The sequence below is a fragment of the Variovorax sp. DXTD-1 genome (genome assembly GCF_003984625.1).
In the GTDB taxonomy this organism is placed as follows: Bacteria; Pseudomonadota; Gammaproteobacteria; order Burkholderiales; family Burkholderiaceae_C; genus Variovorax.
Genome location: NZ_RWKH01000002.1, coordinates 253,436 through 279,391, shown reverse-complemented (window position 1 = coordinate 279,391; position 25,956 = coordinate 253,436). Strand labels below are relative to the sequence as shown.

General features: G+C 65.9%; 27 protein-coding genes. 11 read left to right on the top strand and 16 right to left on the bottom strand.

Features of this window, described 5'->3' with window-relative positions:
* Positions 1-71: 71 nt before the first annotated feature.
* The 3 genes from EJI00_RS03445 to EJI00_RS03435 all read right to left on the bottom strand — a co-directional run bounded on the left by EJI00_RS03445 (position 72) and on the right by EJI00_RS03435 (position 1,304).
* On the bottom strand, positions 72-530 hold the full coding sequence (locus EJI00_RS03445) for a DUF192 domain-containing protein (protein ID WP_126746060.1): 459 nt from the start codon (positions 528-530) through the stop codon (positions 72-74).
* A gap of 94 nt (positions 531-624) precedes the next feature.
* Entirely contained in the window at positions 625-828 is a 204-nt protein-coding gene (locus EJI00_RS03440) for a hypothetical protein (protein WP_126746059.1), read from the bottom strand.
* Positions 829-980: 152 nt separating this feature from the next.
* Positions 981-1,304 (bottom strand): cell envelope biogenesis protein TolA, encoded by a 324-nt coding sequence (locus tag EJI00_RS03435; RefSeq protein ID WP_126746058.1) that lies wholly within the window; start codon positions 1,302-1,304, stop codon positions 981-983.
* Positions 1,305-1,524: 220 nt separating this feature from the next.
* On the opposite strand from EJI00_RS03435, the gene icd reads away from it, so the two are divergent.
* The 7 genes from icd to EJI00_RS03400 all read left to right on the top strand — a co-directional run bounded on the left by icd (position 1,525) and on the right by EJI00_RS03400 (position 9,856).
* The gene (gene icd, locus EJI00_RS03430; protein WP_126746057.1) at positions 1,525-2,784 is read left to right on the top strand and encodes an NADP-dependent isocitrate dehydrogenase; all 1,260 of its coding nucleotides are present in this window, start codon (positions 1,525-1,527) and stop codon (positions 2,782-2,784) included.
* A gap of 318 nt (positions 2,785-3,102) precedes the next feature.
* The gene (gene clpS, locus EJI00_RS03425) at positions 3,103-3,462 is read left to right on the top strand and encodes an ATP-dependent Clp protease adapter ClpS (protein WP_126746056.1); all 360 of its coding nucleotides are present in this window, start codon (positions 3,103-3,105) and stop codon (positions 3,460-3,462) included.
* A 67-nt stretch (positions 3,463-3,529) separates the two neighbouring features.
* Positions 3,530-5,851 carry an ATP-dependent Clp protease ATP-binding subunit ClpA gene (gene clpA, locus EJI00_RS03420; RefSeq protein WP_126746055.1) on the top strand — a complete coding sequence of 774 codons (2,322 nt, stop codon included), beginning with the start codon at positions 3,530-3,532 and terminating at the stop codon, positions 5,849-5,851.
* A 115-nt stretch (positions 5,852-5,966) separates the two neighbouring features.
* Positions 5,967-7,412: a cardiolipin synthase gene (gene cls / locus EJI00_RS03415; RefSeq protein WP_126746054.1), complete on the top strand. Its 1,446-nt coding sequence runs from the start codon at positions 5,967-5,969 to the stop codon at positions 7,410-7,412.
* Positions 7,413-8,852 (top strand): exodeoxyribonuclease I, encoded by a 1,440-nt coding sequence (gene sbcB, locus EJI00_RS03410; RefSeq protein WP_126746053.1) that lies wholly within the window; start codon positions 7,413-7,415, stop codon positions 8,850-8,852.
* Positions 8,853-8,877: 25 nt separating this feature from the next.
* Positions 8,878-9,318 carry a DUF3574 domain-containing protein gene (locus EJI00_RS03405; RefSeq protein ID WP_126746052.1) on the top strand — a complete coding sequence of 147 codons (441 nt, stop codon included), beginning with the start codon at positions 8,878-8,880 and terminating at the stop codon, positions 9,316-9,318.
* Positions 9,305-9,856 carry a GNAT family N-acetyltransferase gene (locus tag EJI00_RS03400; protein ID WP_260590438.1) on the top strand — a complete coding sequence of 184 codons (552 nt, stop codon included), beginning with the start codon at positions 9,305-9,307 and terminating at the stop codon, positions 9,854-9,856. The genes EJI00_RS03405 and EJI00_RS03400 overlap by 14 nt, the downstream gene beginning before the upstream one ends.
* A 27-nt stretch (positions 9,857-9,883) precedes the next feature.
* On the opposite strand, the gene EJI00_RS03395 is transcribed toward EJI00_RS03400, so the two are convergent.
* The 12 genes from EJI00_RS03395 to EJI00_RS03340 form a co-directional block, all read right to left on the bottom strand.
* Positions 9,884-11,164, bottom strand: a complete 1,281-nt coding sequence (locus EJI00_RS03395) for an amidohydrolase family protein (protein ID WP_126746050.1) — start codon at positions 11,162-11,164, stop codon at positions 9,884-9,886.
* A 35-nt stretch (positions 11,165-11,199) separates the two neighbouring features.
* On the bottom strand, positions 11,200-11,658 hold the full coding sequence (locus EJI00_RS03390; RefSeq protein ID WP_126746049.1) for a hypothetical protein: 459 nt from the start codon (positions 11,656-11,658) through the stop codon (positions 11,200-11,202).
* Positions 11,658-12,581 carry an ABC transporter permease gene (locus EJI00_RS03385; protein WP_126746048.1) on the bottom strand — a complete coding sequence of 308 codons (924 nt, stop codon included), beginning with the start codon at positions 12,579-12,581 and terminating at the stop codon, positions 11,658-11,660. The genes EJI00_RS03390 and EJI00_RS03385 overlap by 1 nt, the downstream gene beginning before the upstream one ends.
* Before the next feature lie 130 nt (positions 12,582-12,711).
* Positions 12,712-13,773, bottom strand: coding sequence for an ABC transporter permease (locus EJI00_RS03380; protein ID WP_185868055.1), 1,062 nt, complete (start codon positions 13,771-13,773; stop codon positions 12,712-12,714).
* Positions 13,773-15,377, bottom strand: a complete 1,605-nt coding sequence (locus tag EJI00_RS03375) for an ABC transporter ATP-binding protein (RefSeq protein WP_126746046.1) — start codon at positions 15,375-15,377, stop codon at positions 13,773-13,775. Before EJI00_RS03375 ends, EJI00_RS03380 begins: the two co-directional genes overlap by 1 nt.
* Entirely contained in the window at positions 15,368-16,306 is a 939-nt protein-coding gene (locus tag EJI00_RS03370) for a 5'-methylthioadenosine/S-adenosylhomocysteine nucleosidase (protein WP_185868050.1), read from the bottom strand. Before EJI00_RS03370 ends, EJI00_RS03375 begins: the two co-directional genes overlap by 10 nt.
* Before the next feature lie 14 nt (positions 16,307-16,320).
* On the bottom strand, positions 16,321-17,337 hold the full coding sequence (locus EJI00_RS03365; RefSeq protein ID WP_185868049.1) for a BMP family protein: 1,017 nt from the start codon (positions 17,335-17,337) through the stop codon (positions 16,321-16,323).
* 132 nt (positions 17,338-17,469) lie between these two features.
* Positions 17,470-18,099 (bottom strand): uracil phosphoribosyltransferase, encoded by a 630-nt coding sequence (gene upp / locus EJI00_RS03360; RefSeq protein ID WP_126746044.1) that lies wholly within the window; start codon positions 18,097-18,099, stop codon positions 17,470-17,472.
* Between the two features lie 32 nt (positions 18,100-18,131).
* Complete coding sequence (locus tag EJI00_RS03355; protein ID WP_126746043.1) at positions 18,132-19,544, bottom strand: URC4/urg3 family protein; 1,413 nt, start codon at positions 19,542-19,544, stop codon at positions 18,132-18,134.
* Positions 19,541-20,893, bottom strand: coding sequence for a GTP cyclohydrolase II (locus tag EJI00_RS03350; protein ID WP_126746042.1), 1,353 nt, complete (start codon positions 20,891-20,893; stop codon positions 19,541-19,543). The genes EJI00_RS03355 and EJI00_RS03350 overlap by 4 nt, the downstream gene beginning before the upstream one ends.
* A gap of 117 nt (positions 20,894-21,010) precedes the next feature.
* Positions 21,011-21,478: a DUF6152 family protein gene (locus EJI00_RS03345; protein ID WP_126746041.1), complete on the bottom strand. Its 468-nt coding sequence runs from the start codon at positions 21,476-21,478 to the stop codon at positions 21,011-21,013.
* A 19-nt stretch (positions 21,479-21,497) separates the two neighbouring features.
* Positions 21,498-21,917 (bottom strand): hypothetical protein, encoded by a 420-nt coding sequence (locus EJI00_RS03340; protein WP_126746040.1) that lies wholly within the window; start codon positions 21,915-21,917, stop codon positions 21,498-21,500.
* Between the two features lie 192 nt (positions 21,918-22,109).
* On the opposite strand from EJI00_RS03340, the gene EJI00_RS03335 reads away from it, so the two are divergent.
* Both EJI00_RS03335 and EJI00_RS03330 read left to right on the top strand, forming a co-directional pair.
* Positions 22,110-22,691: a sigma-70 family RNA polymerase sigma factor gene (locus EJI00_RS03335; RefSeq protein ID WP_409514003.1), complete on the top strand. Its 582-nt coding sequence runs from the start codon at positions 22,110-22,112 to the stop codon at positions 22,689-22,691.
* Positions 22,688-23,329, top strand: coding sequence for an NrsF family protein (locus EJI00_RS03330; RefSeq protein WP_126746039.1), 642 nt, complete (start codon positions 22,688-22,690; stop codon positions 23,327-23,329). The genes EJI00_RS03335 and EJI00_RS03330 overlap by 4 nt, the downstream gene beginning before the upstream one ends.
* A gap of 54 nt (positions 23,330-23,383) precedes the next feature.
* Here EJI00_RS03330 and EJI00_RS03325 read toward each other — a convergent pair whose 3' ends face one another.
* Complete coding sequence (locus tag EJI00_RS03325; protein WP_126746038.1) at positions 23,384-24,895, bottom strand: helicase HerA-like domain-containing protein; 1,512 nt, start codon at positions 24,893-24,895, stop codon at positions 23,384-23,386.
* Between the two features lie 101 nt (positions 24,896-24,996).
* On the opposite strand from EJI00_RS03325, the gene EJI00_RS03320 reads away from it, so the two are divergent.
* Both EJI00_RS03320 and EJI00_RS03315 read left to right on the top strand, forming a co-directional pair.
* Positions 24,997-25,308, top strand: coding sequence for a phosphopantetheine-binding protein (locus tag EJI00_RS03320; protein WP_055796895.1), 312 nt, complete (start codon positions 24,997-24,999; stop codon positions 25,306-25,308).
* 3 nt (positions 25,309-25,311) lie between these two features.
* A complete protein-coding gene (locus EJI00_RS03315; protein ID WP_126746037.1) occupies positions 25,312-25,956 on the top strand; it encodes a hypothetical protein in 645 nt (214 codons plus the stop codon).

Here is a 25,956-nt window from a genome sequence, read left to right as displayed (position 1 = left end):
GCCGGGCTTCCCAATGAAAAAAGCCGACCCTCGGGTCGGCTTTTTTCATTGGCGGCGCAGGCGGCCCGGGGTCAGCGCCTGGAGGCGGCAAACAACTCGCCACCCAGCTTGGCGCCTTTCTTGATGTTCTTCTTGGCGAACCAGCCCTGGTTCATTTCGAGCACGTAGCGCACCGGCTCTTGGGAGCAGTGCGAGTTTTCGGTCATGGGCTGCATGTCGACCAGGTTGACGATGCGGCCATCGTCGGCCACGAAGGCGGCGGTCAAAGGCAGCAAGGTGTTTCTCATCCAGAAGCACTGGGTGGCCGGCTGTTCGAAGACGAAGATCATGCCTTCGGACTGCGGCATTTCCTTGCGGAACATCAGGCCGATTTCCCGCTGCCGGGGTGTTTGCGCCACTTGCGCATCGATCTTGTACAAGCCGACGGACAGCTTGGTGCGTGCAAGGTCGGTCTGGGGTTGCTGTTGTGCCTGCGCCGGGCCGATCAAGGAGGCGGCGAACAGGAGCAGGGCGGCGAAACGCTGGAACATCGGAGCTTCTTTCAAGGCGGATTCAAGGGCGTGGGGCCAAGAAAAATGCCCGCTGATGCGGGCATTGGCAGGCAGTGCCGGTGAGCTGGGCAGCTTACACCTTCTTGGCTGCAGCCGCGTGCGCCTTGGCCGCGTGGTGGCGCGCCTTGTGCTTCTTCACGGCGTGTTTGGCCGATTGCTTGGCCTTGTGCGCGGCAGCCGCCACAGGCGCGTCCACCTTGGGCGCTGGTTCGGCTTGTTGGGCGAAAGCACCGGCTGCGAAGAGACCGGCGACGAGGGCTGCGAGCAGCTTGTTCATGAAGACATCCTTTGAGATTGTTGATATGGATCACCTTCCTGCGAAGGCCAAGCTTCAACGCGTCAGCCGTTCGCCCCGGTTGACAGCGGCGGCGCCAGGGCAGGCGAAAAAAAAGCGCTCCGGAGAGCGCTTTTCTTGTGCGGCCGGCCGAATTACTTCGGGGTGCTGCCTTGGGTCGACTTGCGCTTGACGCTGCCGTCCTTGTTGCGACGACGCTGGTCGCGCGTTTCAGCGCGCTTTTCGCCGGATGCAGCGGCCTTGTCGGTGCCGATGGCGCCGCCTTCGGGCGTCTTGGCGATGTCGCCAGCGGGAGCGGCGACTTGGCCAGCGGGCTTGGCTTCCTTCTTCGCTTCAGCGCGGGCTTGCGGCTTGCTGTTGGTAGCGTTGCCTTGCTCGGGCGTGGTGCCGGTGGGGTTCTGGGCGTAGGCGCCAGCGGCAAACAAGCCAGCGATCATGACTGCGAGAATTTTGCTCATTGATGATTCCTCTATTCGAGAATTGGTTGGAAACGCCTCCCGGCGAGCAGAAGGTCAGCCACTAACGAGACCATTGGCCTCGAGGTTGACAAACGCTCGCTGATGGGTTGCGTCTAAAATGTACAGCGATTTGTTCGCGGGCTGTACAGCGATTCCCCGTCGCTGTCTGAATTCGCAGACAGTCGTCCGAATTACGTCACTCCCGGAGTCATCCCCCCTCATGTCCAGCTACCAGCACATCAAAGTCCCGGCCGAAGGCCAGAAGATCACGGTCAACGCCGACAACTCGCTCAATGTGCCTGATCAGCCGATCATTCCCTTCATCGAAGGCGACGGCACGGGTCTGGACATCACCCCCGTGATGCTGAAGGTGGTGGATGCTGCGGTTGCCAAGGCCTACGGCGGCAAGAAGAAGATCCACTGGATGGAAGTCTATGCCGGCGAAAAGTCGACCAAGGTCTACGGCCCCGACGTCTGGCTGCCCGAAGAAACGCTGCACGCCGTGCGAGACTACGTGGTTTCGATCAAGGGCCCGCTGACCACGCCCGTGGGCGGCGGCATCCGCTCGCTGAACGTTGCGCTGCGCCAGGAACTCGACCTGTACGTGTGCCTGCGCCCCATCCAGTACTTCGAAGGCGTGCCCAGTCCCGTGCGCGAGCCGCACAAGACCAACATGGTCATCTTCCGCGAGAACTCGGAAGACATCTATGCCGGCATCGAATTCGAAGCCGAGAGCGACAAGGCCAAGAAGCTCATCAAGTTCCTGCAGGACGAACTGGGCGTCAAGAAGATCCGCTTCCCCAACACCTCCGGCATCGGCGTGAAGCCTGTGTCGAAGGAAGGCACCGAGCGCCTCGTGCGCAAGGCGCTGCAGTACGCGGTCGACAACGACAAGCCCAGCGTGACCATCGTGCACAAGGGCAACATCATGAAGTTCACCGAAGGTGGCTTCCGCGACTGGGCCTACTCCCTGGCTGCCAAGGAATTCGGCGCCGAGCTGATCGACGGCGGCCCGTGGATGAAGTTCAAGAACCCCAAGACGGGCAAGGAAATCACCGTCAAGGACAGCATTGCCGACGCCTTCCTGCAGCAGATTCTCCTGCGCCCCGCCGAGTACAGCGTGATTGCCACGCTCAACCTCAACGGTGACTACGTGTCGGACGCGCTGGCCGCGCAAGTCGGCGGTATCGGCATTGCCCCTGGCGCCAACTTGAGCGACACCGTCGCCATGTTCGAAGCCACCCACGGCACCGCTCCCAAGTACGCCGGCAAGGACTACGTGAACCCCGGTTCCGAAATCCTCTCGGCCGAAATGATGCTGCGCCACATGGGCTGGGCCGAAGCCGCCGACCTGATCATCAGTTCGATGGAAAAGTCCATTGCCAGCAAGAAGGTCACCTATGACTTCGCCCGCCTGATGGACGGCGCCACGCAGGTGAGCTGCTCGGGCTTCGGCCAGGTCATGATCGACCACATGTAAATTGCGCGAGCAATAGCGCTTTGGCGCCCCGGGCGCCGTGAGCCAAGGCCCTCGAGATCTTTACGGTCTCGAGGGCTTTTCTTCTTTTGGCACGCCGCAGCCGCACCAGTTGGAGAAATGGCACACCCTGCTCCAAATACCCATTTTTTTCAAAGTGCGCGACGCGTAGTATTTACGCGTGCAGCATGCGCAAACGCCAGAGTTTTTTTACGTCGTTTGTGGTGTCGCACACGACGCAAGCCCCTTGATTTGTCGATTACGCGCCACCAAGTCTTCTTGCGCCGGCACGGTGCTTGCACGCTCTATAGAATCTTTTTTATGGCAACGAGAATTCCCAAGACTCCCAGCACTCCGCCGACCCAGAAACCGGCAGGGGATGACGGAGATTCGGTCGTTCTGGAGCGGCGGCCGCAAAAAACCGCGCCGCCCCAGATGTACCAAGTGGTCATGCTGAACGACGACTACACCCCCATGGAGTTCGTCATCGTCGTCCTGCAAGAATATTTCAACAAGGATCGCGAAACCGCGACCCAGATCATGCTAAAGATTCATCTCGATGGCCGCGGCGTTTGTGGGGTTTATTCCCGCGACCTGGCGGCCACCAAGGTCAACCAGGTGATGGAGGCGGCGCACCAGGCCGGACATCCGCTGCAGTGCGTGAGCGAGCCTGTTGCGTGAACCAGTTGAATTGCGCAAGCTCCAACCCATCTGAGAACTTATTTACAGCAAGGCAAAAGGAAATCACATGATTGCCCAGGAACTGGAAGTCAGCTTGCACATGGCCTTCGTCGAGGCCAGGCAGCAGCGCCACGAGTTCATCACCGTGGAGCATCTGTTGCTCGCTTTGCTGGACAACCCGAGCGCCGCAGAGGTTCTGCGCGCCTGCTCGGCCAACGTCGACGACCTGCGGGCGTCGCTCACCAACTTCATCAAGGACAACACGCCGCAAGTGGCGGGTACCGACGATGTCGACACCCAGCCCACGCTGGGTTTCCAGCGCGTGATCCAGCGCGCCATCATGCATGTGCAGTCCACCGGCAACGGCAAGAAGGAAGTCACCGGCGCCAACGTGCTCGTCGCGATCTTCGGCGAGAAGGATTCGCATGCGGTGTACTACCTCCACCAGCAGGGCGTAACCCGCCTCGACGTGGTGAACTTCATTGCCCACGGCATCAAGAAGAGCGATCCGCCTGAGGCCGTCAAAGGCAGCAGCGAATCGTCTTCTGGCGAGGGCGAAGAGGGCGGCGGCGAAAAGAACGAGAAGGCCTCGCCTCTCGAGCAGTTCACGCAAAACCTCAACCAGCTCGCCAAGGACGGCAAGATCGATCCGCTGATCGGCCGCGAATACGAGGTCGAGCGCGTCATCCAGATTCTCTGCCGCCGGCGCAAGAATAACCCGCTCCTGGTGGGTGAGGCCGGCGTGGGCAAGACCGCCATTGCAGAAGGCCTGGCATGGCGCATCACGCAGACCGACGTGCCTGAAATCCTGGCCGAGGCGCAGGTGTACTCGCTCGACATGGGCGCATTGCTTGCCGGCACCAAGTACCGCGGCGATTTCGAGCAGCGCCTCAAGGGCGTGCTCAAGTCGCTCAAGGACAAGCCGAACGCCATCCTGTTCATCGACGAGATCCACACGCTCATCGGTGCAGGCGCGGCCTCGGGCGGCACGCTCGATGCATCGAACCTGCTCAAGCCGGCGCTCTCGAGCGGCCAACTCAAGTGCATCGGCGCCACCACGTTCAGCGAATACCGCGGCATCTTCGAAAAGGATGCGGCCCTGTCGCGTCGATTCCAGAAGGTCGACGTGGTCGAGCCGACGGTGCAGGAAACCGTCGACATCCTGAAGGGCCTGAAGTCGCGTTTCGAAGAGCACCATGGCGTCAAGTACGCGGTGGCGGCCCTGCAGGCTGCGGCAGAGCTGAGCGCCAAGTACATCAACGACCGCCACCTGCCCGACAAGGCCATCGACGTGATCGACGAGGCCGGTGCCGCGCAGCGCATCCTGCCCGCGAGCAAGCGCAAGAAGACCATCAGCAAGTCCGAGGTCGAGGACATCGTCGCGAAGATCGCGCGCATTCCCCCGGCCAACGTCAGCAACGACGACCGCGGCAAGCTGCAGACGATCGAGCGCGACCTGAAGAGCGTAGTGTTCGGCCAGGACAAGGCGCTCGAGGTGCTCGCGTCCGCCGTGAAGATGGCGCGCTCGGGCCTCGGCCGCGAAGACAAGCCGATCGGTTCGTTCCTGTTCAGCGGCCCCACGGGCGTCGGCAAGACCGAAGCGGCCAAGCAGCTCGCCTACATCATGGGCATCGAGCTGATCCGCTTCGACATGTCGGAGTACATGGAACGCCATGCGGTGAGCCGGTTGATCGGCGCGCCTCCGGGATACGTCGGGTTCGACCAGGGTGGTCTCCTGACCGAAGCCATCACGAAGAAGCCGCACGCGGTGCTGCTGCTCGACGAAATCGAGAAGGCGCACCCGGACATCTTCAACGTGCTGCTGCAGGTCATGGACCACGGCACCCTGACGGACAACAACGGACGCAAGGCCGACTTCCGCAACGTGATCATCGTGATGACCACCAACGCGGGTGCCGAGACCATGAACAAGGCGACCATCGGCTTTACCAACCCGCGTCAGGCGGGCGACGAAATGGCCGACATCAAGCGCCTGTTCACGCCGGAGTTCCGCAACCGCCTGGACGCGACCGTGAGCTTCAAGGCGCTGGACGAGCAGATCATCCTGCGCGTGGTGGACAAGTTCCTGCTGCAGCTCGAAACGCAGTTGGCCGAGAAGAAGGTCGACGTCACGTTCAGCGACGGCTTGCGCAAGCACCTGGCGAAGAAGGGCTTCGATCCGCTCATGGGCGCGCGCCCGATGCAGCGCCTGATCCAGGACACGATCCGTCGTGCACTGGCCGACGAGCTGCTGTTCGGTCGACTCATCGATGGCGGCCGCCTGTCGGTCGACATCGACGACAAGGGCGAGGTGCAGTTGGACATCCAGCCGCTGCCCAAGAAGGAAGGCAAGTCCAAGCCTGAAGCCGAAGAGGCTGCCGCAGGATAAAGCGGGGCCGGCAAAGCCGGTTCCGCGGTATTCCTGGCAACACTGAAAAGGCCGGTAGCATTCGCTGCCGGCCTTTTCTTTTGGAGCCGGAACCTACCCCGTACGCAGTTTTACTTTGATCCTCCCCGAGCTCAGTCAGGAATGGAAAACCGGCCTCTCTTTGGCCTGGAGCGGCTATATCGCCGTGCTGTCGGTCTGGATCGTGATGCAGAAGCGCGCGCCGGTGTCCACCATGAGCTGGATCCTGTCGCTGGCGCTGTTGCCCTTCGCGGGCTTCGTCATCTATTACTTCCTTGGGCCGCAGCGCTTGCGCAAGCAGCGCGTCAAGCGCCTGCGCAGCCGTGCCAAGGCCCATACGCAGGGCGAGCTGGCCAGGCTGCGTGACGCGGCAGAGAATGCGCCGCCGGCGCTGCAGCAGATGGCGCGGCTCGGCACCGCCGCTTGCGGGCTGCCGGTTTCCAGCGCCACCGGCGTCGAGCTGCTCTCGGGCGGCGCGCGCACCTTCGATGCCATCTTCGATTCGGTGCGCGCCGCGCGCGACCACATCCACCTCGAGTACTACATCTTCGAGCCTGACAAGATCGGCACTGCGCTGCGCGACCTCTTGGTAGAACGCGCCCGGCAGGGCGTGGCGGTGCGCCTTCTGCTGGACGCGCTGGGTTCCAAGCGCATCGGCCGCAAATTCATGGCGCCGCTTGTTGCGGCGGGCGTGGAGGTTGCGCTTTTCCATGACACGCGCATCGGCCGGCGCCTTCGGCCGGTGACCAACTACCGCACCCACCGCAAGATCGTGGTGTGCGACGGCCGCGTGGGCTTTACCGGCGGCGTCAACATCACCGACGAGGAAGACAAGCGCACGCGGCCCGACGCCTATCACGACGTGCACCTGCGCATCGAGGGCAGCGTGGTGCGCTGGCTCCAGACCACCTTTCTCGAAGACTGGGCCTACGCCACTGGCGAAGACCTTCGCAACATGGACCACTTGATGGAGGCCATGCTGCCGCAGGTAGAGGCGGGCGACATTCCTGTGCAAATTGTGACCAGCGGCCCCGACAACATGCTCGAGCCCATCCACCGCATGCACGTGGAGGCCATTCACTCGGCCAGCGAACGCGCCTGGCTCACGACCCCTTACTTCGTGCCCGGCGAGCCCGCGATGATGGCACTCACCAGCGCGGCGCTGCGCGGCGTCGACGTGCGCCTGCTGGTGCCGCGCCGCAGCGATTCGGCCATTGTGAGCGCCGCTGCGCGCTCCTATTTCGACGAACTGATTGCGGCCGGCGTGAAGGTGTGGGAGTACAAGGCGCGCATGCTGCACTCCAAGACCTTGGTGGTCGACGACCATTGCGCGATGATCGGTACCGCAAATTTCGACAACCGCAGCTTCCGGCTCAATTTCGAGGTGAGCGCAGTGGTCTACGGGCCCGAGCTGGCGCGCCCCCTGGCGGCGCAGTTCGAGACCGATCTCCACAGCTCCGGCGCGGTGCGCGCCAACCGCCCGCAGAGTTTCTGGCGCCGCCTCGGCGACGCGATTGCACGATTGTTTTCTCCCTTGCTCTGAATGAACCACACCTTTCTCTGGCACGACTACGAAACCTTCGGCGCCGTGCCGCGCCGCGACCGGCCTTCGCAGTTTGCCGCCATCCGCACCGACGCAGAGCTGAACGAAGTCGGCGAGCCGCTGATGATCTATTGCAAGCCGGCGCCCGATTACCTGCCCAGCCCTGAGGCCTGCCTGATCACGGGCATCACGCCGCAGGTTTGCCTGGAGCGCGGCGTTCCCGAGCACGCCTTCGCCGCGCAGATCGAGAAGGCCTTCTCTCAGCCCGGCACCATCGGCGTGGGCTACAACACCATCCGCTTCGACGACGAGGTCACGCGCTTTTTGTTCTGGCGCAACCTCATCGACCCCTATGCGCGCGAATGGCAGAACGACTGCGGCCGGTGGGACCTGCTCGACGTGGTGCGCCTGACCTACGCGCTGCGGCCCGACGGCATCGAGTGGCCGAAGAAGGAAGACGGCAAGCCCAGCTTCAAGCTCGAAGACCTGGCGCGCGCCAACGGATTGCTGCACGAATCGGCGCACGACGCGCTTTCCGATGTGCGCGCCACCATCGCGCTGGCCCGGCTGATTCGCGACCGCCAGCCCAAGCTCTTCGAATTCGCCTTCGGCCTGCACAAGAAAGACCGCGTGGCCAGCGAGCTCGGCCTGCCAGCCATGCGGGAAACGGCCAAGCCTTTCCTGCACGTCTCGGGCATGTTCCCGGTCGAGCGCGGGTGCCTGAGCGTGATGTGGCCGCTTGCGAGCCATCCGACCAACAAGAACGAGCTGCTCGCGTGGGACCTGGCCCACGACCCGAGCGAGCTGCGCGACATCGATGTCGATACCCTGCGCCTGCGCCTCTTCACCCGCACCGCGGAGCTGCCCGAAGGCGTGGTCCGCCTGCCGGTGAAAGGCATTCACCTCAACAAGTCGCCGATGGTCGTCGGCAATCTGCGTACGCTGGCGCCCGCCATGGCCGAGCGCTGGAACGTCGATCTCGACGCGGCCATGCGGCACGCGGCCATCGCACGCGACCTGCCTGACATGAGCGCCATCTGGTCGCAGGTGTACGCCCGCCCCAAGGAGGCCACGCCCGACGTGGACGAAGACCTGTACGGCGGCTTCGTCGGCAATGCGGACAGGCGCCGCCTGAACCAGCTGCGCGCGCTCTCGCCCGAGGAACTCGCAAAGGACCGTACCGGTTTCGACGACGGACGCCTCGAGGAAATACTCTTCCGCTACCGGGCGCGCAATTGGCCGGAGCTTCTCAGCCCCGAGGAAACCGAGCGCTGGGAGGCGCTGCGCGTGGCCCGGCTCTTCAAAGGCGAGGGTGGGGCGCGCACCATCGAAATGCTGTTCAGCGAAGTCGATGCGCTGTCCGAAACCGCGGACGAGCGGGGCGAAGAAATTCTGGGCGCGCTCTACGAGTACGCCGAGGCCATCGCGCCGGAAGCCTGAGGCACCGACCCCGGCGAACCGCACCATGCGTCCGATCGGCACCCGCCTGCGCCTTGCAGCTTCGGCCGCAACGCTTGCCATGCTCGCCGGTTGCAGCACCCTGCCAACTGCGCCCGGTTCCTCCACGGCCTGCGCAGCCGGCTTCGATGCTTTCGAACGCGATACCCTGTACTTCGGCCGCGCCATTCCCGCCGGCGGGCAGGTGTCGAACGCGCAGTGGGCCGCTTTCCTCGATGCGGTCGTCACGCCGGCCTTTCCGAAAGGCCTCACCGTGATCGGTGCCGCGGGGCAATGGCGCGGCACATCGGGCAACGTTGTGCGCGAGCCCTCCAAGCTTGTGGTGCTGCTGCACCCGCGCAGCGCCGACGACGATGCCGCCATCGCCCGCATCATCGACATCTACAGGCAGCGCTTCGGCCAGGAGGCCGTGCTGCAGGAAAGGCAGGCCGTCTGTGTCCGCTTCTGAAGAAAACGACCACCACGCCGTTCGCCGCCTGGCGGCAGCCGATGCCGCGGCCTACCGCGCCTTGATGCTCGACGCCTATGCCACGCATCCCAGCGCCTTCACCACCACGGTGGAGGAACGCTCCGGCCTGCCGCTTCGCTGGTGGGAAGAGCGGCTGGGTTCGGATGCAAGCGGGGCCAGCGTGGTCTATGGCGCTTTCGACGAGGTGGGCGTGCTGGTGGGCGCGGCGGGCTTGAGCTTCGAAGCGCGGCAGCGTGCCCGCCACAAGGCCACGCTCTTCGGCATGGCCGTGGCGGCTTCCGCGCGCCGCGCCGGCTTCGGTCGGCGGCTGGTGCTTGCGGTGCTGGCGCATGCGCGCTCCATCGAACGGCTGCGGCTGGTGCAGCTCACCGTCACCGAAGGCAACAGCACCGCGCAAGCCCTCTACGAGCGCTGCGGGTTCCAGGTTTTCGGCGTGGAGCCGCTGGCCATTGCGGTCGATGGCGCCTTGCTGGCCAAGGTGCACATGTGGTGCGACCTCAGGGCCTCGCCTGCGTAGAGTGGCTGCGCGGCGGCAAGCGCAAAGCTAGGGCTTGCGAATCATCCAGCTGGTGGCCTGCTCGCGGCCCGGAAGGTGCAGCGCAGCGGTGGCGGCCGGCGTTTCCGCCAGCAGCCTTCCCTTGCGGAACACCTTGAGCCTGGAGGCCCGCAGCCGGATCGCTTCGACCGGGTCGCGCGCCTGCAGCAGCACAAAGCTCGCGTCGCAGCCCGCTTCGATGCCGTAGCCTTCGAGGTGCATCACGCGCGCGGCATTCGCGGTGACGGCCTCGAAGCATTGGCGTATGCCGGCCTGGCTCGTCATCTGTGCCACATGCAGCCCCATGTGCGCCACCTCGAGCATGTCGCCCGAGCCCATGCCGTACCACGGGTCCATCACGCAGTCGTGGCCGAAGGCGACGTTCACGCCCGCGGCCATCAGCTCGGGCACGCGCGTCATGCCGCGGCGCTTGGGGTAGGTGTCGTGGCGGCCTTGCAGCGTAATGTTGATCAGCGGGTTCGAAACGACGCTGACGCCGCTCTGCGCGATGAGCGGCAGCAGCTTGCTCACATAGTAGTTGTCCATCGAATGCATCGACGTGCAATGCGAGCCCGTCACGCGGCCCTGCATGCCCAGCCGCCAGGTTTCGGCGGACAGCGTTTCGATGTGGCGCGACAGCGGGTCGTCCGACTCGTCGCAATGCATGTCGACCAGCTTGCCGCGCTCGGCCGCGAGCTCCATCAGCAGTGTGACGCTGGCCGCGCCATCGGCCATGGTCCGCTCGAAATGCGGAATGCCGCCGACCACGTCCACGCCCTTGTCTAGCGCGCGCTTCAGGTTGTCGACACCGCCGGCCGAGCGCAGCACGCCGTCCTGCGGAAAGGCGACGAGCTGCAGATCGAGGTACGGCGCAACCTGGCGCTTGACCTCGAGCAGCGCGTCGACCGCGAGCAGGCTCGGGTCGCTCGTGTCCACATGCGATCGCACGGCCAGCAGGCCCTTGGCCACCGCCCAGTCGCAATACGCCAGCGCACGTTCGATCAGCGCATCGGCCTTGAGCAGCGGCTTGAGCTCGCCCCACAGCGCAATGCCTTCGAGCAGCGTGCCGCTTTCGTTGACGCGCGGCAGGCCGTAGCTCAGCGTGGCATCCATGTGGAAATGTGGATCGACGAAGTGGGGCGCAAGCAGAAGGCCTTGCGCATCCAGCTTTTCATGCGCCGGTGCATCGAGGCCCGCCGTGACTTCGGCGATGCGGCCGCCTTGCACGGCAATCGACATGCCGGTGCGGCCATCGGGGAGGGTGGCATTGGTGATGAGGAGGTCGAGCATCGTGGGAGGTCTTCTTGTGTGTCGGCTGCGTGCGTTCAGCGCGTGCGCTGAGCACGGTAGCGGTACTGCCCCGGCGCCGGGCCGACCTCGATGGTCACGCGACGCAGTTTGTCGTCGTGGCCGGATGCGGCCTTGGCCGTGACCACGATGCCGCGCGGCGTCGCGCGGCAGGCGAGGTCGGTGAGGGCAATCTCGGAATGGTCGTTGTCGAGCTCGGCAATGGCCAGTGTGTGGTCGGCATGCAGGCTGCCATTGGCATCGCGCGCCATCCGCTGGACGTAGAGGAAAGACTGGGCGTACTGGTCGGCGTGGACCACGCGGTAGGTGCCCTCGTGGTTCTTGCCCCAGGTGCCGCACAGCTGCACCCAGGTGACCGAATCGGGCGTCTTGAAAGTGCCGTAGCCCTGGTCGCTGCCCAACGCATGGGCGCCGGCGCCGCACAAGGCGGCCAGCGCGGCGGCCAGTGTCTTGCGCACTGCGGCTGCGCGCGGCATCAGCGCTCCCCCTTGCGATACGGCTTCATCAGCGCCTGCGGATAGCTGGCCTTGCGCGCCACCAGCACCAGCGCGAGGATCGACAGCAAGTAGGGCAGCATCAGGTAAATCTGGTAGGGCAGCACGGCATCGCCCGATTGTTGCAGCCGAAGCTGCAGCGCGTCGAAGAACGCGAACAGCAGCGCGCCCAGCAGGGCCTTGCCGGGCCGCCATGAGGCAAACACCACCAGTGCCACGCAGATCCAGCCGCGGCCGTTCACCATGTTGAAGAAAAAAGCGTTGAACGCGGAGAGCGTGAGAAACGAGCCGGCCATGCCCATCAGCGCCGACCCCGCGACGATGGCCCCGGTGCGCGTGCCCGCGACCGATACGCCCTGGCTCTCGGCCGCCTGCGGGTTCTCGCCGACCATGCGCAGCGCGAGGCCGAGCGGCGTGCGGTACAGCACCCAGGCAATCGCCGGCACGAGCAGCAGCGCGAACAGGGTGAGCGATGTCTGCGCATTCAGGATGGGCAGCGGCAGCCAGTCCATGGGCGCGAAGGGCGTGATGGTCGGCGGCGTGTTCACTTTTGGAAAGCTCACGCGGTAGCCGAAGTAGCTGAGCGCAGTCGCCAACAGCGTGATGCCCAAGCCCGAGACATGCTGCGACAGAGCGAGTCCGACGGTGAGAAAGGCATGCAACAGCCCGAACACCATGCCGGTGAGCGCAGCCACGGCCACGCCGGTCCACAGCGGAGCGCCGGCATACACCGCGAGCCATCCTGTGAAGGCGCCCGCCACCATGATTCCCTCGATGCCCAGGTTGAGCACGCCCGCGCGCTCGCACAACAGCACGCCCAGCGTGCCGAGGATGAGCGGCGTGGCAATGCGAAGTACCGCAACCCAGAAGGCGGGGTTGGCGAGGATGTCGAGCAGGTCGGTCATCGCGTATTTCTCCCTCCCCTTTCGGGGGAGGGGCGGGGTGGGGGCACGCGGCGCTCGCAGTGGGCGCTGATGCCCCCATCCCAGCCTTCCCCCGGCGGGGGAAGGAGCAAGACCGAAGAGGACAGCGCTGTCATTTCATCCGTACCCGGTACTGCGTCAGCAGCGTCGCCACCAGCACCGCGATCAACGAGGCCGCGACGATCACGTCGGCGATGTAAGTCGGCACGCCCACTGCGCGGCTCATGGTGTCGGCGCCGACCAGCACGCCCGCCACGAACACGCCCGCGGCGATTACGCCCAGCGAGTGCAGCCCAGCCAGCATTGCGATCACGATGCCGGTGTAGCCGTAGCCCGGCGACATGTCGAGCGTGACATAGCTGGTGCGGCCCGCCACCTCGATGGCGCCGGCCAGCCCGGCCAGCGCGCCGGAAAGCAGCGCCACCATGACCACGGTGCGCGTCACCGGCACGCCGGCGAATTCGGCTGCACGCGCATTGGCGCCGACTGCGCGAATGTCGAAGCCCAGCACCGTGTACTTGAAGATCGCCCAGACAATCACCGCAAGCGACACCGCCCAGAGCAGCCCGGTGTGCACACGCGTCTGCGCAACCAGCTTGCCGAGCTCCAGGTCAGGCTGCAGCGACACGCTCTGCGGCCAGCCCATGGCAGTCGGATCTTTCATCGGCCCGTCGAGCAGCGCTGAAACGCCGAGCAGCACGATGAAGTTGATCAGCAACGTGGTCACCACCTCGTCGACGCCGAGCTTGTTCTTCATCAGCGCCGGGCCGAGCAGCAGCAGGGCGCCCGCCACGGCGGCGGCCAGCATCATCAGCGGGAACAGCAGCCATGGCTGCAACTCGAGGCCCGTGCCGCCGTGCATGCCGCCCACGGCCACGGCGGCAAGCGCGCCGGCGAACAGCTGGCCCTCGGCGCCGATGTTGAAGAGCCGCGCCTTGAACGCGACCGTCGCGGCCAGGCCGGTGAGGATGAGCGGGATCGCGCGCGTGAGCGTCTCGCTCCAGGCGAACACCGAGCCGAAGCCGCCCTGCAGCAGCAGCGCATAGGTGCGGCCGACTGGTGCGCCGGCCCAAAGCACAAGCAGCGCGCTCACCAGCATGGTGAACAGCACCGCGCCGATGGGAGCCAGCACCAGTGCGGCACGCGATGTTTCGTGGCGTCTTTCGAGCCGCATCATGGCCGGGCCCTCCCACGCGACGCGTCGGTCCCGCCGGCCATTGCCAGGCCGATGGCTTCGCGTGTCCAGGCCGAAGCGGGGCGCGCCTCGCCCAGGTGGCCGCCGTGCATCACGGCCACGCGGTCGCCGAGCGCCAGCACTTCGTCGAGGTCGTCCGAAATCACCAGCACCGCCGCGCCGGCATTGCGCGCGGCAATGAGCTGCTGCTGCACATAGGCCACGGCGCCGAAGTCCAGGCCCCAGGTCGGCTGGTGCGCGACGATGAGGCGCGGTGCGCGGGTCGGATATTTCTTATTGTCGGCGTCTTCCACCTGCTCGGGTGCGAGCAATGCGCGCCCCAGGATCAACTTCTGCATATTCCCGCCGGAGAGCGAACGCGCCGGGGACATCAGGCCGGCGCCGCGCACGTCGAATGCCTGTTCGATACGCCGCGCATGCAGCCGCGCGGCCGCACGCCGAACGAACATGGACCAGCGCGAGAAAACCGGGCTGCGCAGCCGCTCGGACACCGCGTTCTCCCAAACCGGCAGGTCGCCGACCACGCCGACTGCATGCCGGTCTTCAGGAATGCGAGCGACGCCGCGCTGCACAAGCCGGGCGGGCGAGGGCGGCAGCGCGCGGCCCATCAGCAGGGCGGTGCCGGAAGTAGCGCGGCGTGTGCCGCACAGCAGTTCGGCCAGCGCGACCTGTCCGTTGCCCGAAACGCCCGCAATGGCGGTGATTTCCCCGCCGCGCAGCGTGAGCGACACCTCCTGAAGCGGGCTTGAATGGTCTTGCGCGCCGCTCTTGGCGGATGCGGTGCTCACACGGTCGAGCACGCAGACCGTATCGCCGACAGACCCGGCTGGCCGCCGCTGCGGCGCTTCGACCGCATGCCCAACCATCCACAGCGCGAGTTGCGCCTGCGTGGTGTCGGCCGTGCGCGCTTCGGCCACCAGCTTACCGCCGCGCAGCACGGCAATGCGCCGCGATACCCGCAGCACCTCGCCCAGCTTGTGGCTGATGAAGATCACCGAGAGCCCCTGCGCCACCATCTGCGCAAGCGTGGCAAACAAGGCTTCGCTTTCCTGCGGCGTCAGCACGGCGGTGGGTTCGTCCAGGATGAGGATGCGCGCGCCGCGGTACAGCGCCTTCAATATCTCGACGCGCTGCCGCTCGCCGACCGAGAGGCTGCCGATCTTCGCGTCAGGCTGAACCGGCAGGCCGAAGCGCTGCGCCACTTCGAGCAGCCGGGTGCGCGCCGCGGCGCGGCGCGAGAACACGCGCCACAGCGGCTCCGTGCCCATCATCACGTTGTCGAGCACGCTCAGGTTGTCGGCCAGCGTGAAGTGCTGGTGCACCATGCCCACGCCCGCCGCCAGTGCCGCCTTGGGGTTGCCCGGAGGCAAGGGCGCGCCGAAGGCCTCGATGCTGCCTTCGTCGGCAACGTAGTGCCCGAACAGGATGGACATCAGCGTTGACTTGCCCGCGCCGTTCTCGCCGAGCAGCGCGAGCACCTCGCCCGCTTGCAGGTCGAGAGAAATGTCGTCGTTGGCGACGAGGGAGCCGAAGCGCTTGGTGATGCCCTTGAGGCGCAGGACAGGAGCGCCGGTCACTTCCATGCAGCCAGGAACGCCAGCATGACCTTGGCCGAGTTGTCGGCCGCGATGCCCATGAAAGTACCCATCTCGTTCTCGCCGTCGCCGCCGCCCGCGAGGTCGCTGAGCGAGCGGAAGGCGATGTAGGGCACGCCGTTGCTGTAGGCCACCATGCCCACGGCCGCGGTTTCCATGTCGAGCACGTTGGCCTGGAAGGTCTTGAAGGTGTATTCGCGATACGCCTTGTTGTCCATGAAGGCCTGGCCCGAGACACCATTGCCGCCGACGACGAGCTGGGGCTTGCGCGCCAGGCACTTGCCGGCGCTGCAGTTCGCCAGGTCGACATTGCGGATGCTGCGCGCCACTTCGAGCATTTTCGGATCGGCCTCGAACCAGAACTTGCGTTCGATGCCCGGCTTTGCGGCAGAGCGCACCTCCACCGGGCGCGGATGCATCATGCCGAAGTTGGGCAGCGTGGCATCGGTGATGAACGGCGGCGCGGTGAACTTGCCCGGCGCGGTCTCGCGCGCCATCAGCACCTCGAGGTACTGGCCCCATTGGGCGGGCACCGCGACGTCGCCGACATGCAGCGATGGGTTCACCCCACCCGCGATGCCGCTGAACACGATGCTGGTCACGCGAAAGCGGTCGAGCACCAGCTGCGTGTTCATCGTCGCGTTGGTCATGCTGATGCCCGAGAGGAACAGCACCACGGGTTTGCCTTCGAGCGTGCCGGTGGTGAACTCGACGCCGTTGACGCTGTGCCTGGCCGGCGCCTGCAGGCGGCTCAACAACAGCTTGAGCTCGGGCTCGAAGGCTGAGATCACCGCAATGCGCGGCGTGTCGTCCAGCCGGATGCCGCTGGCGGTGGTGCCGGCAGGCTTGTAGACGCCGGCGCAGCCCGCGAGACCGAAGGCCAGCACGCCGGCCGCAAGAAGAGAACGCCAGCGCATCGTCAACAACTCCTTCACTTGGCGGTCGACTTGGGCTGGGAGTCGTCGACCTTTACGGTGAACTTGCCGGCCAGGATGTCCGCCTGCTTGGCCTTGACCTTGGCGACGATATCGGCCGGAACCTTCTTCTCGAAAGTGCCGAGCGGCGCGAGCTCGGAGCCCTTGTGCTTCATGGTCGAGTAAACGCCGTAGTCCTCGGCGGCAAACTTGCCTTCCTTCACGAGCTTGATCGCGCGGTCGGCCGAGGGCTCGAAGTTCCACAGCGCAGAAGCCACCACCGTATCGGGGTACTGCGCCTGCGTGTCGATGACGTTGCCGATGGCGAGCTTGCCCTTTTCCTTGGCCGCGTCCGAGACGCCGAAGCGCTCGGCGTACATCACGTCGGCACCCTTGTCGATCATCGCGAAAGCCGCTTCCTTGGCCTTCGGCGGATCGAACCAGCTGTTGATGAAGCTCACGCTGAACTCGACCTTGGGATTGGTTTCCTTCGCACCCGCCATGAACGCGTTCATGAGCCGGTTCACTTCGGGGATCGGAAAGCCGCCGACCATGCCGATGCGATTGGTCTTGGTCATGCCGCCGGCCACCATGCCGCTCAGGTACGCCGGCTCCTGGATGTAGTTGTCGAACACGCTGAAGTTGGGCGCCTGCGGCTTGAGCGACGAGCCCATCAAGAAGGCGACCTTGGGAAAGTCCTTGGCCACCTTGCGCGCCGCCGCTTCCACGCCGAACACTTCGCCCAGGATCAGTTGGTTGCCGCCCGTGGCGTACTCGCGCATCACGCGTTCGTAGTCGGCATTGCTGACGTTCTCGGTCGCCTTGTATTCGATCTCGCCGCGCGCCTCGGCGGCCTTCAGCGCCTTGTGGATGCGGCCCACCCATTGCTGCTCGAAGGGCACGGTGTACACCGCCGCCACCTTCAGCTTGGCCTGCGCCAGCGCCAGCCCGGGTGCGCCCGCCGCAAGGGCCGCGGCAATGGCAGCGGAACGAATGATCAACTGACGGCGTGCTGTCACGATGCTTCTCCTCATATAAAAAATTCTCGACTGCGCTCACCGTGCCCATTCCAGAAACACCGCGGAACCGGCTTTGCCGGGCCGCTGGTGTTGCCCCCTTGAGGGGGGAGTCGAGCTACACGAAGTGAGCGAGGGACGGGGGTGGGTTCATTTCGTGCCGAAGATGCGGTCGCCCGCGTCGCCCAGGCCCGGCAGGATGTAGCCGTGGCTGTTCAGCTCGCGGTCGATCGCGGCGGTGTAGATCGGCACGTCGGGGTGGGCCTTCTGCAGGGTCGCCACGCCTTCGGGGCAGGTCAGCAGGCAGACGAACTTGATCGACTTGGGGTTGAGTTCTTTCAGGCGCTCCACCGCCGCCACGGCCGAGTTGCCGGTAGCCAGCATCGGGTCGACCACGATCACGTCGCGGTTCTCCATTTCGCCCGGCATCTTGAAGTAGTACTCGACGGCGGTGAGCGTCTTGGGGTCACGGTACAGGCCGATGTGGCCGACGCGCGCGCCCGGCACCACCGTGAGCATGCCGTCCAGAATGCCCGTGCCCGCACGGAGGATGGACACCAGCACCAGCTTCTTGCCATCGATGACCTTGGCCTGCATGGTCTCGAGCGGCGTTTCCACTTCGATGTCCTGCATCGGCATATCGCGCGTGACCTCGTAGGCCATGAGCATGCTGATTTCGTTCAGGAGCCGGCGGAAGCTGTTGGTGGAGGCGTCCTTGCGGCGCATCAGCGTGAGCTTGTGCTGGACGAGGGGATGGTCGACGAGATGGACGTTGCTCATTTGATTTTTCTGCCGTTGCTGGACCCGCGAGTCTAAAAGACGGTGCCGTCGCTTTCGATCAGGAGCGGTGGCGCTCCGTCACGCAAGCGCTGTGCCAGCACACGGCCCGCTGCCCAGGTGCCGCCTTCGAGCACGCAGGCCAACGGCAATTCTTCTTCGGTGCGGTCGAGCATCTTGCGCACGCGCGGCGCCAGTTCGTCGAGCAGCGCCACGGTGAGCGCGCGCCATTCGACGATGAACTCGTCCCCTGCCTTCCACACGCGCGAAAGAGACGCCGGGTCTTTCGGCACGATCACGCCGCTGTCGATCAGGAGGCCGCCGTTGCGGTACTCGGGCAACGCGGTGAGTGCATCGAGCTGGCGCACCTTCACGCCCGCCCACTCGAAGGGTTCGAGCAGCGAATAGGTGAGCCATTGCGAGAGTTTGTGGAACGGCATCCATCCGTTGGTGAGGCCGGGCCCGCGCACCGCGCTGTGGCGCCAGCAGTCGCCAAGCGCAAGGGCAGGGTCGCTTGAACCGATGCCGCCCGTGGTGTCGCTGCCGTCGACGGCAATGCTGTCGATGGCGTTGGCCGAGGGCCAGATGCGCGAGAGCGTTTCGAGCAGCAGCGAAAGGATCTGGTGCGCGGTGATTTCGGCGGTGGGCGGTGCGGCAGCGCCGAAAGGAGCGACCAGCGCGTCGAACATGCCGGCCGGCCGTCCGTCGTCGCCGAAGGTTTCGGGCTGTTCGCTCATTGCTTCGCCCAGCCGGCGCAGCAGCACGGTGCGGCCGGCAAGGCCCACCAGCGGGTTGACGTCGCTCACCTGGAAGGCATCGCCGAGCCGGTCGGTGACCAGTCCGCGCAATCCCGCCGCATCGGCTTGCAGCGGATGGTCGGGGTCGGACGAAAAAAGCCCGCTCGTGAAGGCATGGAAGCTCGCCACGCCCAGCCCTTCGGAGCGCGTGAAGCGCTGGCCCGTGGCCGGCTCGGTGTAGTGCCAATCGGGGCCGGCGCCGGCATCGAGCAGCACGCTCACCAGCACCAGGTCGATGTGCGCGCGGGCACGCTGCCGGGCGTCGATGCGGTCGCCGAGCAGTGCGTCGAGCTGCTTCAGCCGGTCGACGCCGCCGGCCTCGAAGTGGCGCCAGCGGCTGTGATATGGGATGGTGTCCCATGGGTAGCGCTCGCGTGTGACCTCGGCCACGGCGCGGGCCGCGTCATCCACCGCATCGTCGCCGCCGATGCGAAACCATCGCGACTCGCCACTGCGTGCGCGAGCGAGCAGTGCGGCCGCGCGCTCGCGAATGGCGCCGGTGGTGCGCAAGAGGGTGGCGGCGCCCGCGGGGCGGCTGGTGTCGGGCGCGAATTCGGTCGCTGGATCGATGTCGCCCGCGCTGCCGGCCGGCAGGTTGCCCGATCCGTCCGCGGGCAGGTAGTTGTTGCTGTGTTCCTTGTTGTCGCTCATTCGCTCAATCCCCGGCCCTTGGCCTTCTTGAGTTCTTCGGCGGTCGGCACCGGGCCGGGCGTGAAATAGCCGGCGGCCATCTTCGCGTCCATCTCGACCCGGGCGTCGGCCGGAATCAGTTCGTCCGGAATGTTCACGCGCTCGCCGATCTCGATGCCCGAGCCGGTGATCGCATCGAACTTCATGTTGCTCATCGACACGAGCCGATGGATTTTCTTGATGCCGAGCCAGTGGAATACGTCGGGCATCAGTTCCTGGAAGCGCATGTCCTGCACCCCGGCCACGCATTCGGTGCGCGCGAAATACTGGTCGGCCGTGTCGCCGCCCACCTGGCGCTTGCGCGCGTTGTAGACCAGGAACTTGGTCACCTCGCCGAGCGCGCGGCCCTCTTTGCGCGAATAGGCGATCAGGCCGACGCCGCCGCGCTGCGCGCCCTGGATGCATTCTTCGATGGCGTGCGTGAGATACGGGCGGCATGTGCAGATGTCGGAGCCGAACACGTCGGAGCCGTTGCACTCGTCGTGGATGCGCGCGGTGAGCTCCACATCCGGGTTGGCCAGGTCGCGCGGGTTGCCGAAGATGTAGAGCGTCTGTCCGCCGATGGGCGGCAGGAATACCTCCAGGTCGGAGCGCGTGACGAGCTCCGGGTACATGCCGCCGGTTTCCTCGAACAGCGTGCGGCGCAGGTCGGTTTCGGAGCAGCCGAAGCGCCGCGCCACTTCGGGCAGGTACCACACGGGCTCGATGGCGGCCTTGGTCACCATCGCGGCGCCGCCGGTGGTGAGAAAGTGGCCGTCGGCCTTGAGCCGGCCGCTCTGCAGCGCCTCGATCACCTCGGGCAGGATCACGTGCGCCTTGGTGATGGCGATGGTCGGGCGAATGTCGTAGCCGGCCGCAAGCTCCGCGGAGAACACGTCGGCCACCAGCGCGCCCCAAGGGTCGAGCGAAACGATGCGCCCCGGCTCGCTCCACTGCGGATAGGGGCCGATCACGTCGGTGGGCGCGGTGTTGGTGAGGTCGGCCTTGTGTTCCCGTTTGAGCGCCCCTGCCGCGACGGCAAGCGCGCGATAGACGCTGTACGAACCGCTGTGCGTGCCGATGACGTTGCGGTGCGCCCGCTTGGTGGTGGTGCCCACCACCGGCCCGCGCTCGGCGGCGGTGGCAGCGCCCCATCGGATAGGCAGCGCACCGAAGCCGCCGGCATGGGAGGTCAGCCGGATATGGCCGGTCGACGAGGACGCGTGAAGCGGGGGAAGGGGAGAGACGGAGATCGCCGGATCCGCGGAAATGCCAGGGGTCGCGGGAGGCGCCGAGATGGAGGAACGGGTCGCTGTGCTATCTGCGGACATTGGAGGCCCTCAAAAAATGCAATGTACCGATGAGCCGCGCCGCTGGCAAGCAGCGGCGCGGCTCATGGCGATTGCATTCGCCGGCACTCGCGGCGCACGCCCGGGGAGGGGCCTGCTTCAGGCGGGCGAGGAGCGCAGTCCGTAGGCCTTGCCGCCGACGAAGAGGTATTCGGCGCGCAGCACCGGATCGCCTTTCTCGCCGGTGAAGGTGAAGCCCAGCACCGAGACGGGAGTGCCGGGCTTGATCTCCTCGACGCCCCAGGCCTGCAGGCGTGTGAGGGGTGCCAGTTCTACAAGCCACTTGCGGTCGCGGCGGGTGGGCAACTGGGCCTTGGCCAGCAACCCGGGGCCGTCGACGGCCGTGCTCTGCTTGGGCAGCGGGCGCTGCTTCAGCTCGGCGGGCAGGGTCGGGTTCTCGGGCAGTTCCAGCTCCAGCTCGCCATGCGGGTTGCGCCACATGACCTTGGTTGCGCGCCCCTCCAGGTAAAGCGGGCGGTCCTGGTCGAAACTGCTCCAACCGTGGTGAGCCCACGCCGGAAGGGCCAGGCCCAGCGAACCGGCAACGAACATGCGCCTTTGCATCATCTCGGACTCCTTGTTCAGTTCAGATGTAAGCGATCCAACGCCCGCAGATGATGACAGCGAGCCAAAACCCCAACGACAGCAGGCATTGCAGCTTGGGTATGGCGCCGCTGGCGGCAAGGCCGCCGCGCGCGTGGAACCAGGCGGCGTTGGCGCCGGCCAGGCAGATCATGAGCAGCTTGACGCGGAATGCGGAGTTGGCGAGCAGTTCGCCGGGCTGGCTGGCAAACATCGTGAGGCCCGTGGCGGCGCACAGGCCAAAACCCGCCAGCGCCGGCAGCAGCGTAAGCCGGGCCAGATGGCTTTGCGACAGTTCCTTGCCCACGCCGAGCACGCGCAACTCGAACACAAGCAGGCCGCCGAACAGCATCGCAATGCCCACGATATGCACCACCTCCAGCGCCGGATAGGCCCAGGGGTGCGAAGCGAGGCCGGCCAGCATCCGCGCGCCTCAGTTCCGGGCCGAAGCCGGTTCAGGGGCCGAGGGGCATGCGGCAGCAGGTGGCACGGGCGCTCCTTCAGTGGGTTCGGGCGAGCTTAGCCCAGGACGCGATGCGGCGGCGCCGGGGTCCGCCGCGTAACGGCACAATCCGGCGGAACCTTTTTCTTGAACGGGCTGTAACCAGCCGGTCCGATGGCACGAAACACTATGGACAGCAGGACGCGAATGAGCGACGCCGAGGCGGCGCTGCGGAGCCTGTTCCTGCGGGGCCTTGCCGGCGACGCAGCGGCTTACCGAGAATTCCTGCAAAAACTCAGCGCGCATTTGCGCGCTTTTCTGGGCAAGCGCCTTTTCGGCTGGCCCGACGAAGTGGAAGACCTTGTCCAGGAATGCCTGCTCGCCATGCACAACCAGCGCCATACCTACCAGAGCGACCAGCCGCTGACGGCCTGGGTGCATGCGATTGCGCGCTACAAGATGATCGACCTGCTGCGCGCCAAGTCGGCACGCGAAGCGCTGCATGACCCGCTGGACGATGACCTTGCCGTGTTCGCCGAATCGGCCATCGACGCCAGCGATGCGCGACGCGATATCGGCGGCCTGCTGCAGACCCTGCCGGAGCGCCAGCGCCTGCCCATCGTGCACGTGAAGCTCGAAGGCCTTTCGGTGGCCGAGACGGCGAGCCTGACCGGCATGTCGGAATCGGCCGTGAAGGTCGGCATTCACCGCGGCCTCAAGGCGCTCGCGGCCAGACTCAGGAGCAAGACGCCATGAAAACCGACGATCTCGTGGCCATGCTGGCCAACGGCGCCGTGCCCACGCCGCGCCGCGCCGCCGGGCGGCGCCTGGCGCTTGCCGTGCTGGCCGGCGTACCGCTGTCGTTCGCCATCCTGCTCACCGAGTACGGTGTTCGCCGCGATCTGGTGCAGGCCATGTTCTGGCCGATGTTCTGGGTCAAGGTGCTGTTTCCGCTGTGCATTGCGGCGGCGGCCTTCGTGGCGGTGCAGCGCCTCGCGCGCCCGGGCGTTCCGGTGCGGCGCGCCTGGATCGGCATTGCCGTGCCGGTGCTGGTGGTGTGGGTGCTGGCGGCCATGTCGTGGTTCAACGCCCCGCCCGAAGAACGCATGCCGCTGCTCATGGGCGAGTCGTGGCGCATCTGCGCGGTCAGCATCGGACTCATGGCGCTGCCCGTCTTTGCGGCGGCGCTGGTGGCGTTGAGGGGGCTGGCGCCCACGCGGCCGGCCTTGGCGGGCGCGGCGGCCGGCGGGCTGGCGGGCGGGGTGGGTGCCGCCGTGTACGCGCTGCACTGCATGGAACTGACGGCACCGTTCCTTGCGGTCTGGTACATCAGCGGCATTGCGGTGCCGGTGGTGCTGGGTGCAGTGCTGGGGCCGCGTCTGCTGCGCTGGTAGTTTGCTGCGCTGGTAGATCGCGCCGGCCGGACCAGGGCCCGGCCCGGCTCGGCTTCAGCGCTTCTTGGCCCCGAAGATGCCGCCCAGAACGCCGCGCAAGATTTCCTTGCCGACCGAAGTGCCCATGGTGCGCACCGCCGACTTGGCCATCGTCTGCACCAGGCCGTCGCGCTTGCCGCCGCGCGGGCCGGTGCTGCCAAAGAGCAGGTCGTTGAGCATGCTGCTGCTGCCCTCGGAAGATTCGGCCGCCCCCTTGGCGCCCGGCTTGGCCGCCGGTGCATCGGGCGCGGTTTCGGCGCGGCCCTTGAGCTTCTCGTAGGCCGATTCACGGTCCACCGTCTTCTCGTAGACGCCGGCGACAAGCGAATTGGCGATCACCGCCTGGCGCTGCGCGGCAGTGACAGGGCCGATCTGGCTGCCCGGCGGCACCACGAACACGCGTTCCGTCACGCTCGGCCGGCCCTTGGCGTCGAGAAAACTCACCAGCGCCTCGCCCACGGCAAGCTCGGTGATGGCGGTTTCGATGTCCAGGCCCGGCTTCTGGCGCATGGTGGTGGCCGTGGCCTTTACGGCCTTCTGGTCGCGCGGGGTAAACGCACGAAGCGCATGCTGGACGCGGTTGCCCAACTGGGCCAGCACCGAATCGGGAATGTCGAGCGGGTTCTGCGTGACGAAATAAACACCCACGCCCTTGGAGCGCACCAGCCGCACCACGAGCTCTATGCGTTCGACCAGCGCCTTGGGCGCTTCGTTGAAGAGCAGGTGGGCTTCGTCGAAGAAGAAGGCCAGCTTGGGCTGGTCGGGGTCGCCGATTTCGGGCAACTGCTCGAACAATTCAGACAGCATCCAGAGCAGGAACGTGGCGTAGAGCCGCGGCGAGTTCATGAGCTTGTCGGCGGCCAGGATGTTGACCACGCCCTTGCCGCCCACGGTCTGCATGAAGTCGGCAATATTGAGCATCGGCTCGCCGAAGAACTTGTCGCCGCCCTGGGTTTCGATCTGCAGCAGGCCGCGCTGGATGGCGCCCACGCTGGCCGCGCTGATGTTGCCGTATTCGGTGGTGAACTGGCCTCCGTTCTCGCCCACGTACTGCAGCATGGCGCGCAGGTCCTTCAGGTCGAGCAGCAGCAGGCCGTTGTCGTCCGCGATCTTGAATACCAGGTTCAGCACGCCGGCCTGGGTTTCGTTCACGTCGAGCATGCGGCCCAGGAGCAGCGGGCCCATGTCGGACACCGTGGCCCGCACCGGGTGGCCCTGTTCGCCGAACACGTCCCACAGGGTGACGGGGCAGGCGGCCGGTTCGGGCAGCTCGATGCCGCGTTCCTTCAAGGTGGCGGCCATCTTTTCGCCGATGCTGCCTTTCTGGCTCATGCCGGTGAGGTCGCCCTTGACGTCGGCCATGAACACCGGAACGCCGATGCTCGAGAGCTTTTCAGCCATGGTCTGCAGGGTGACCGTCTTGCCGGTGCCGGTGGCGCCGGTGATCAGGCCGTGGCGGTTGGCCAGGCTGGGGAGCAGGGCGCACTCGGTCGTGTCGTGGCGGGCTATCAGGAGGGGGTCGGCCATTGAGGGCTCCGGGTCGTATCGAAGCGGGCAGTCTAATCAAGCGGCGCTCCTATAATCCACGGCCCCCGAGGTAGTTACGGAAAAAGTTTCAGGAGGTTTTTTTGTCATCGACTGCTCAGCCCCCCATTCCCGCCGTTGGCGATTCACCTGAACAGTCGCCGATTGAAAAAGAGTTGGCCGTCTTGCTCGTGAACGCGCTCAATCTGGAAGTCGCCCCCGAAGACATCGTGCCGACCGACCCGCTTTACGGCGAAGGCCTGGGCCTCGATTCCATCGACATCCTCGAGGTTGCGCTCGAAGTGTCCCGGCGCTACGGCTTCCAGCTGCGCTCGGACGACGAACGCAACCAGCAGATCTTCCAGTCGCTGCGCACGCTCGCGACCCACGTCGCCCAGCACCGCAGCGCCTCCTGATCCATGTCTCGATGGCGACTGGCGCTCCTGCTGCTGGTGGGAGTGGCCTATGCCGGGCTCTCTCACTGGATGATGCTGTTCCACCCCACCGAACCGTGGGCGGTGGTGGTCTTGCTCGGCCCGCTCTGGCTGGCCGCCATGGGTTTTGCCGCCAGCAAGCTCGGCCGATGGGGCTTCATTGCCGCCATGCTGCTCGGCATTGCAGGCTTTGCGCTCGTGTTCCTGGGTGAGGCGGGCGATACCAACCGGCTTTATGTGTTCCAGCATGTGGCCATCAACGGCCTCTTGTGCGGCTGGTTCGGCGCTTCGCTGCGCGGGCCCGGCCTGCCGCTGATCACCCAGTTTGCCCAGCGCGTGCATCCGCTCAAGGGCCACATGCTGGCCTACACCACGCAGCTCACGCGCATCTGGACCGCGTATTTCGCGCTCGTGGTCGTGTCGTCGATCGTGGTGTACCTGAGCCTGCCTTTCTCGGCCTGGTCGCTGCTTGCCAATGTGCTGACACCGCTTTCGGTGACGCTTCTTTTCGTGGGCGAGCACCTGGTGCGCTACCGCCTGCACCCCGAATTCGAGCGCACGCGGCTCATCGATGCGGTGCGCGCCTTCCAGGGAACGTCGCCCATCGACAACGGCACGGGCAGCCGGTAA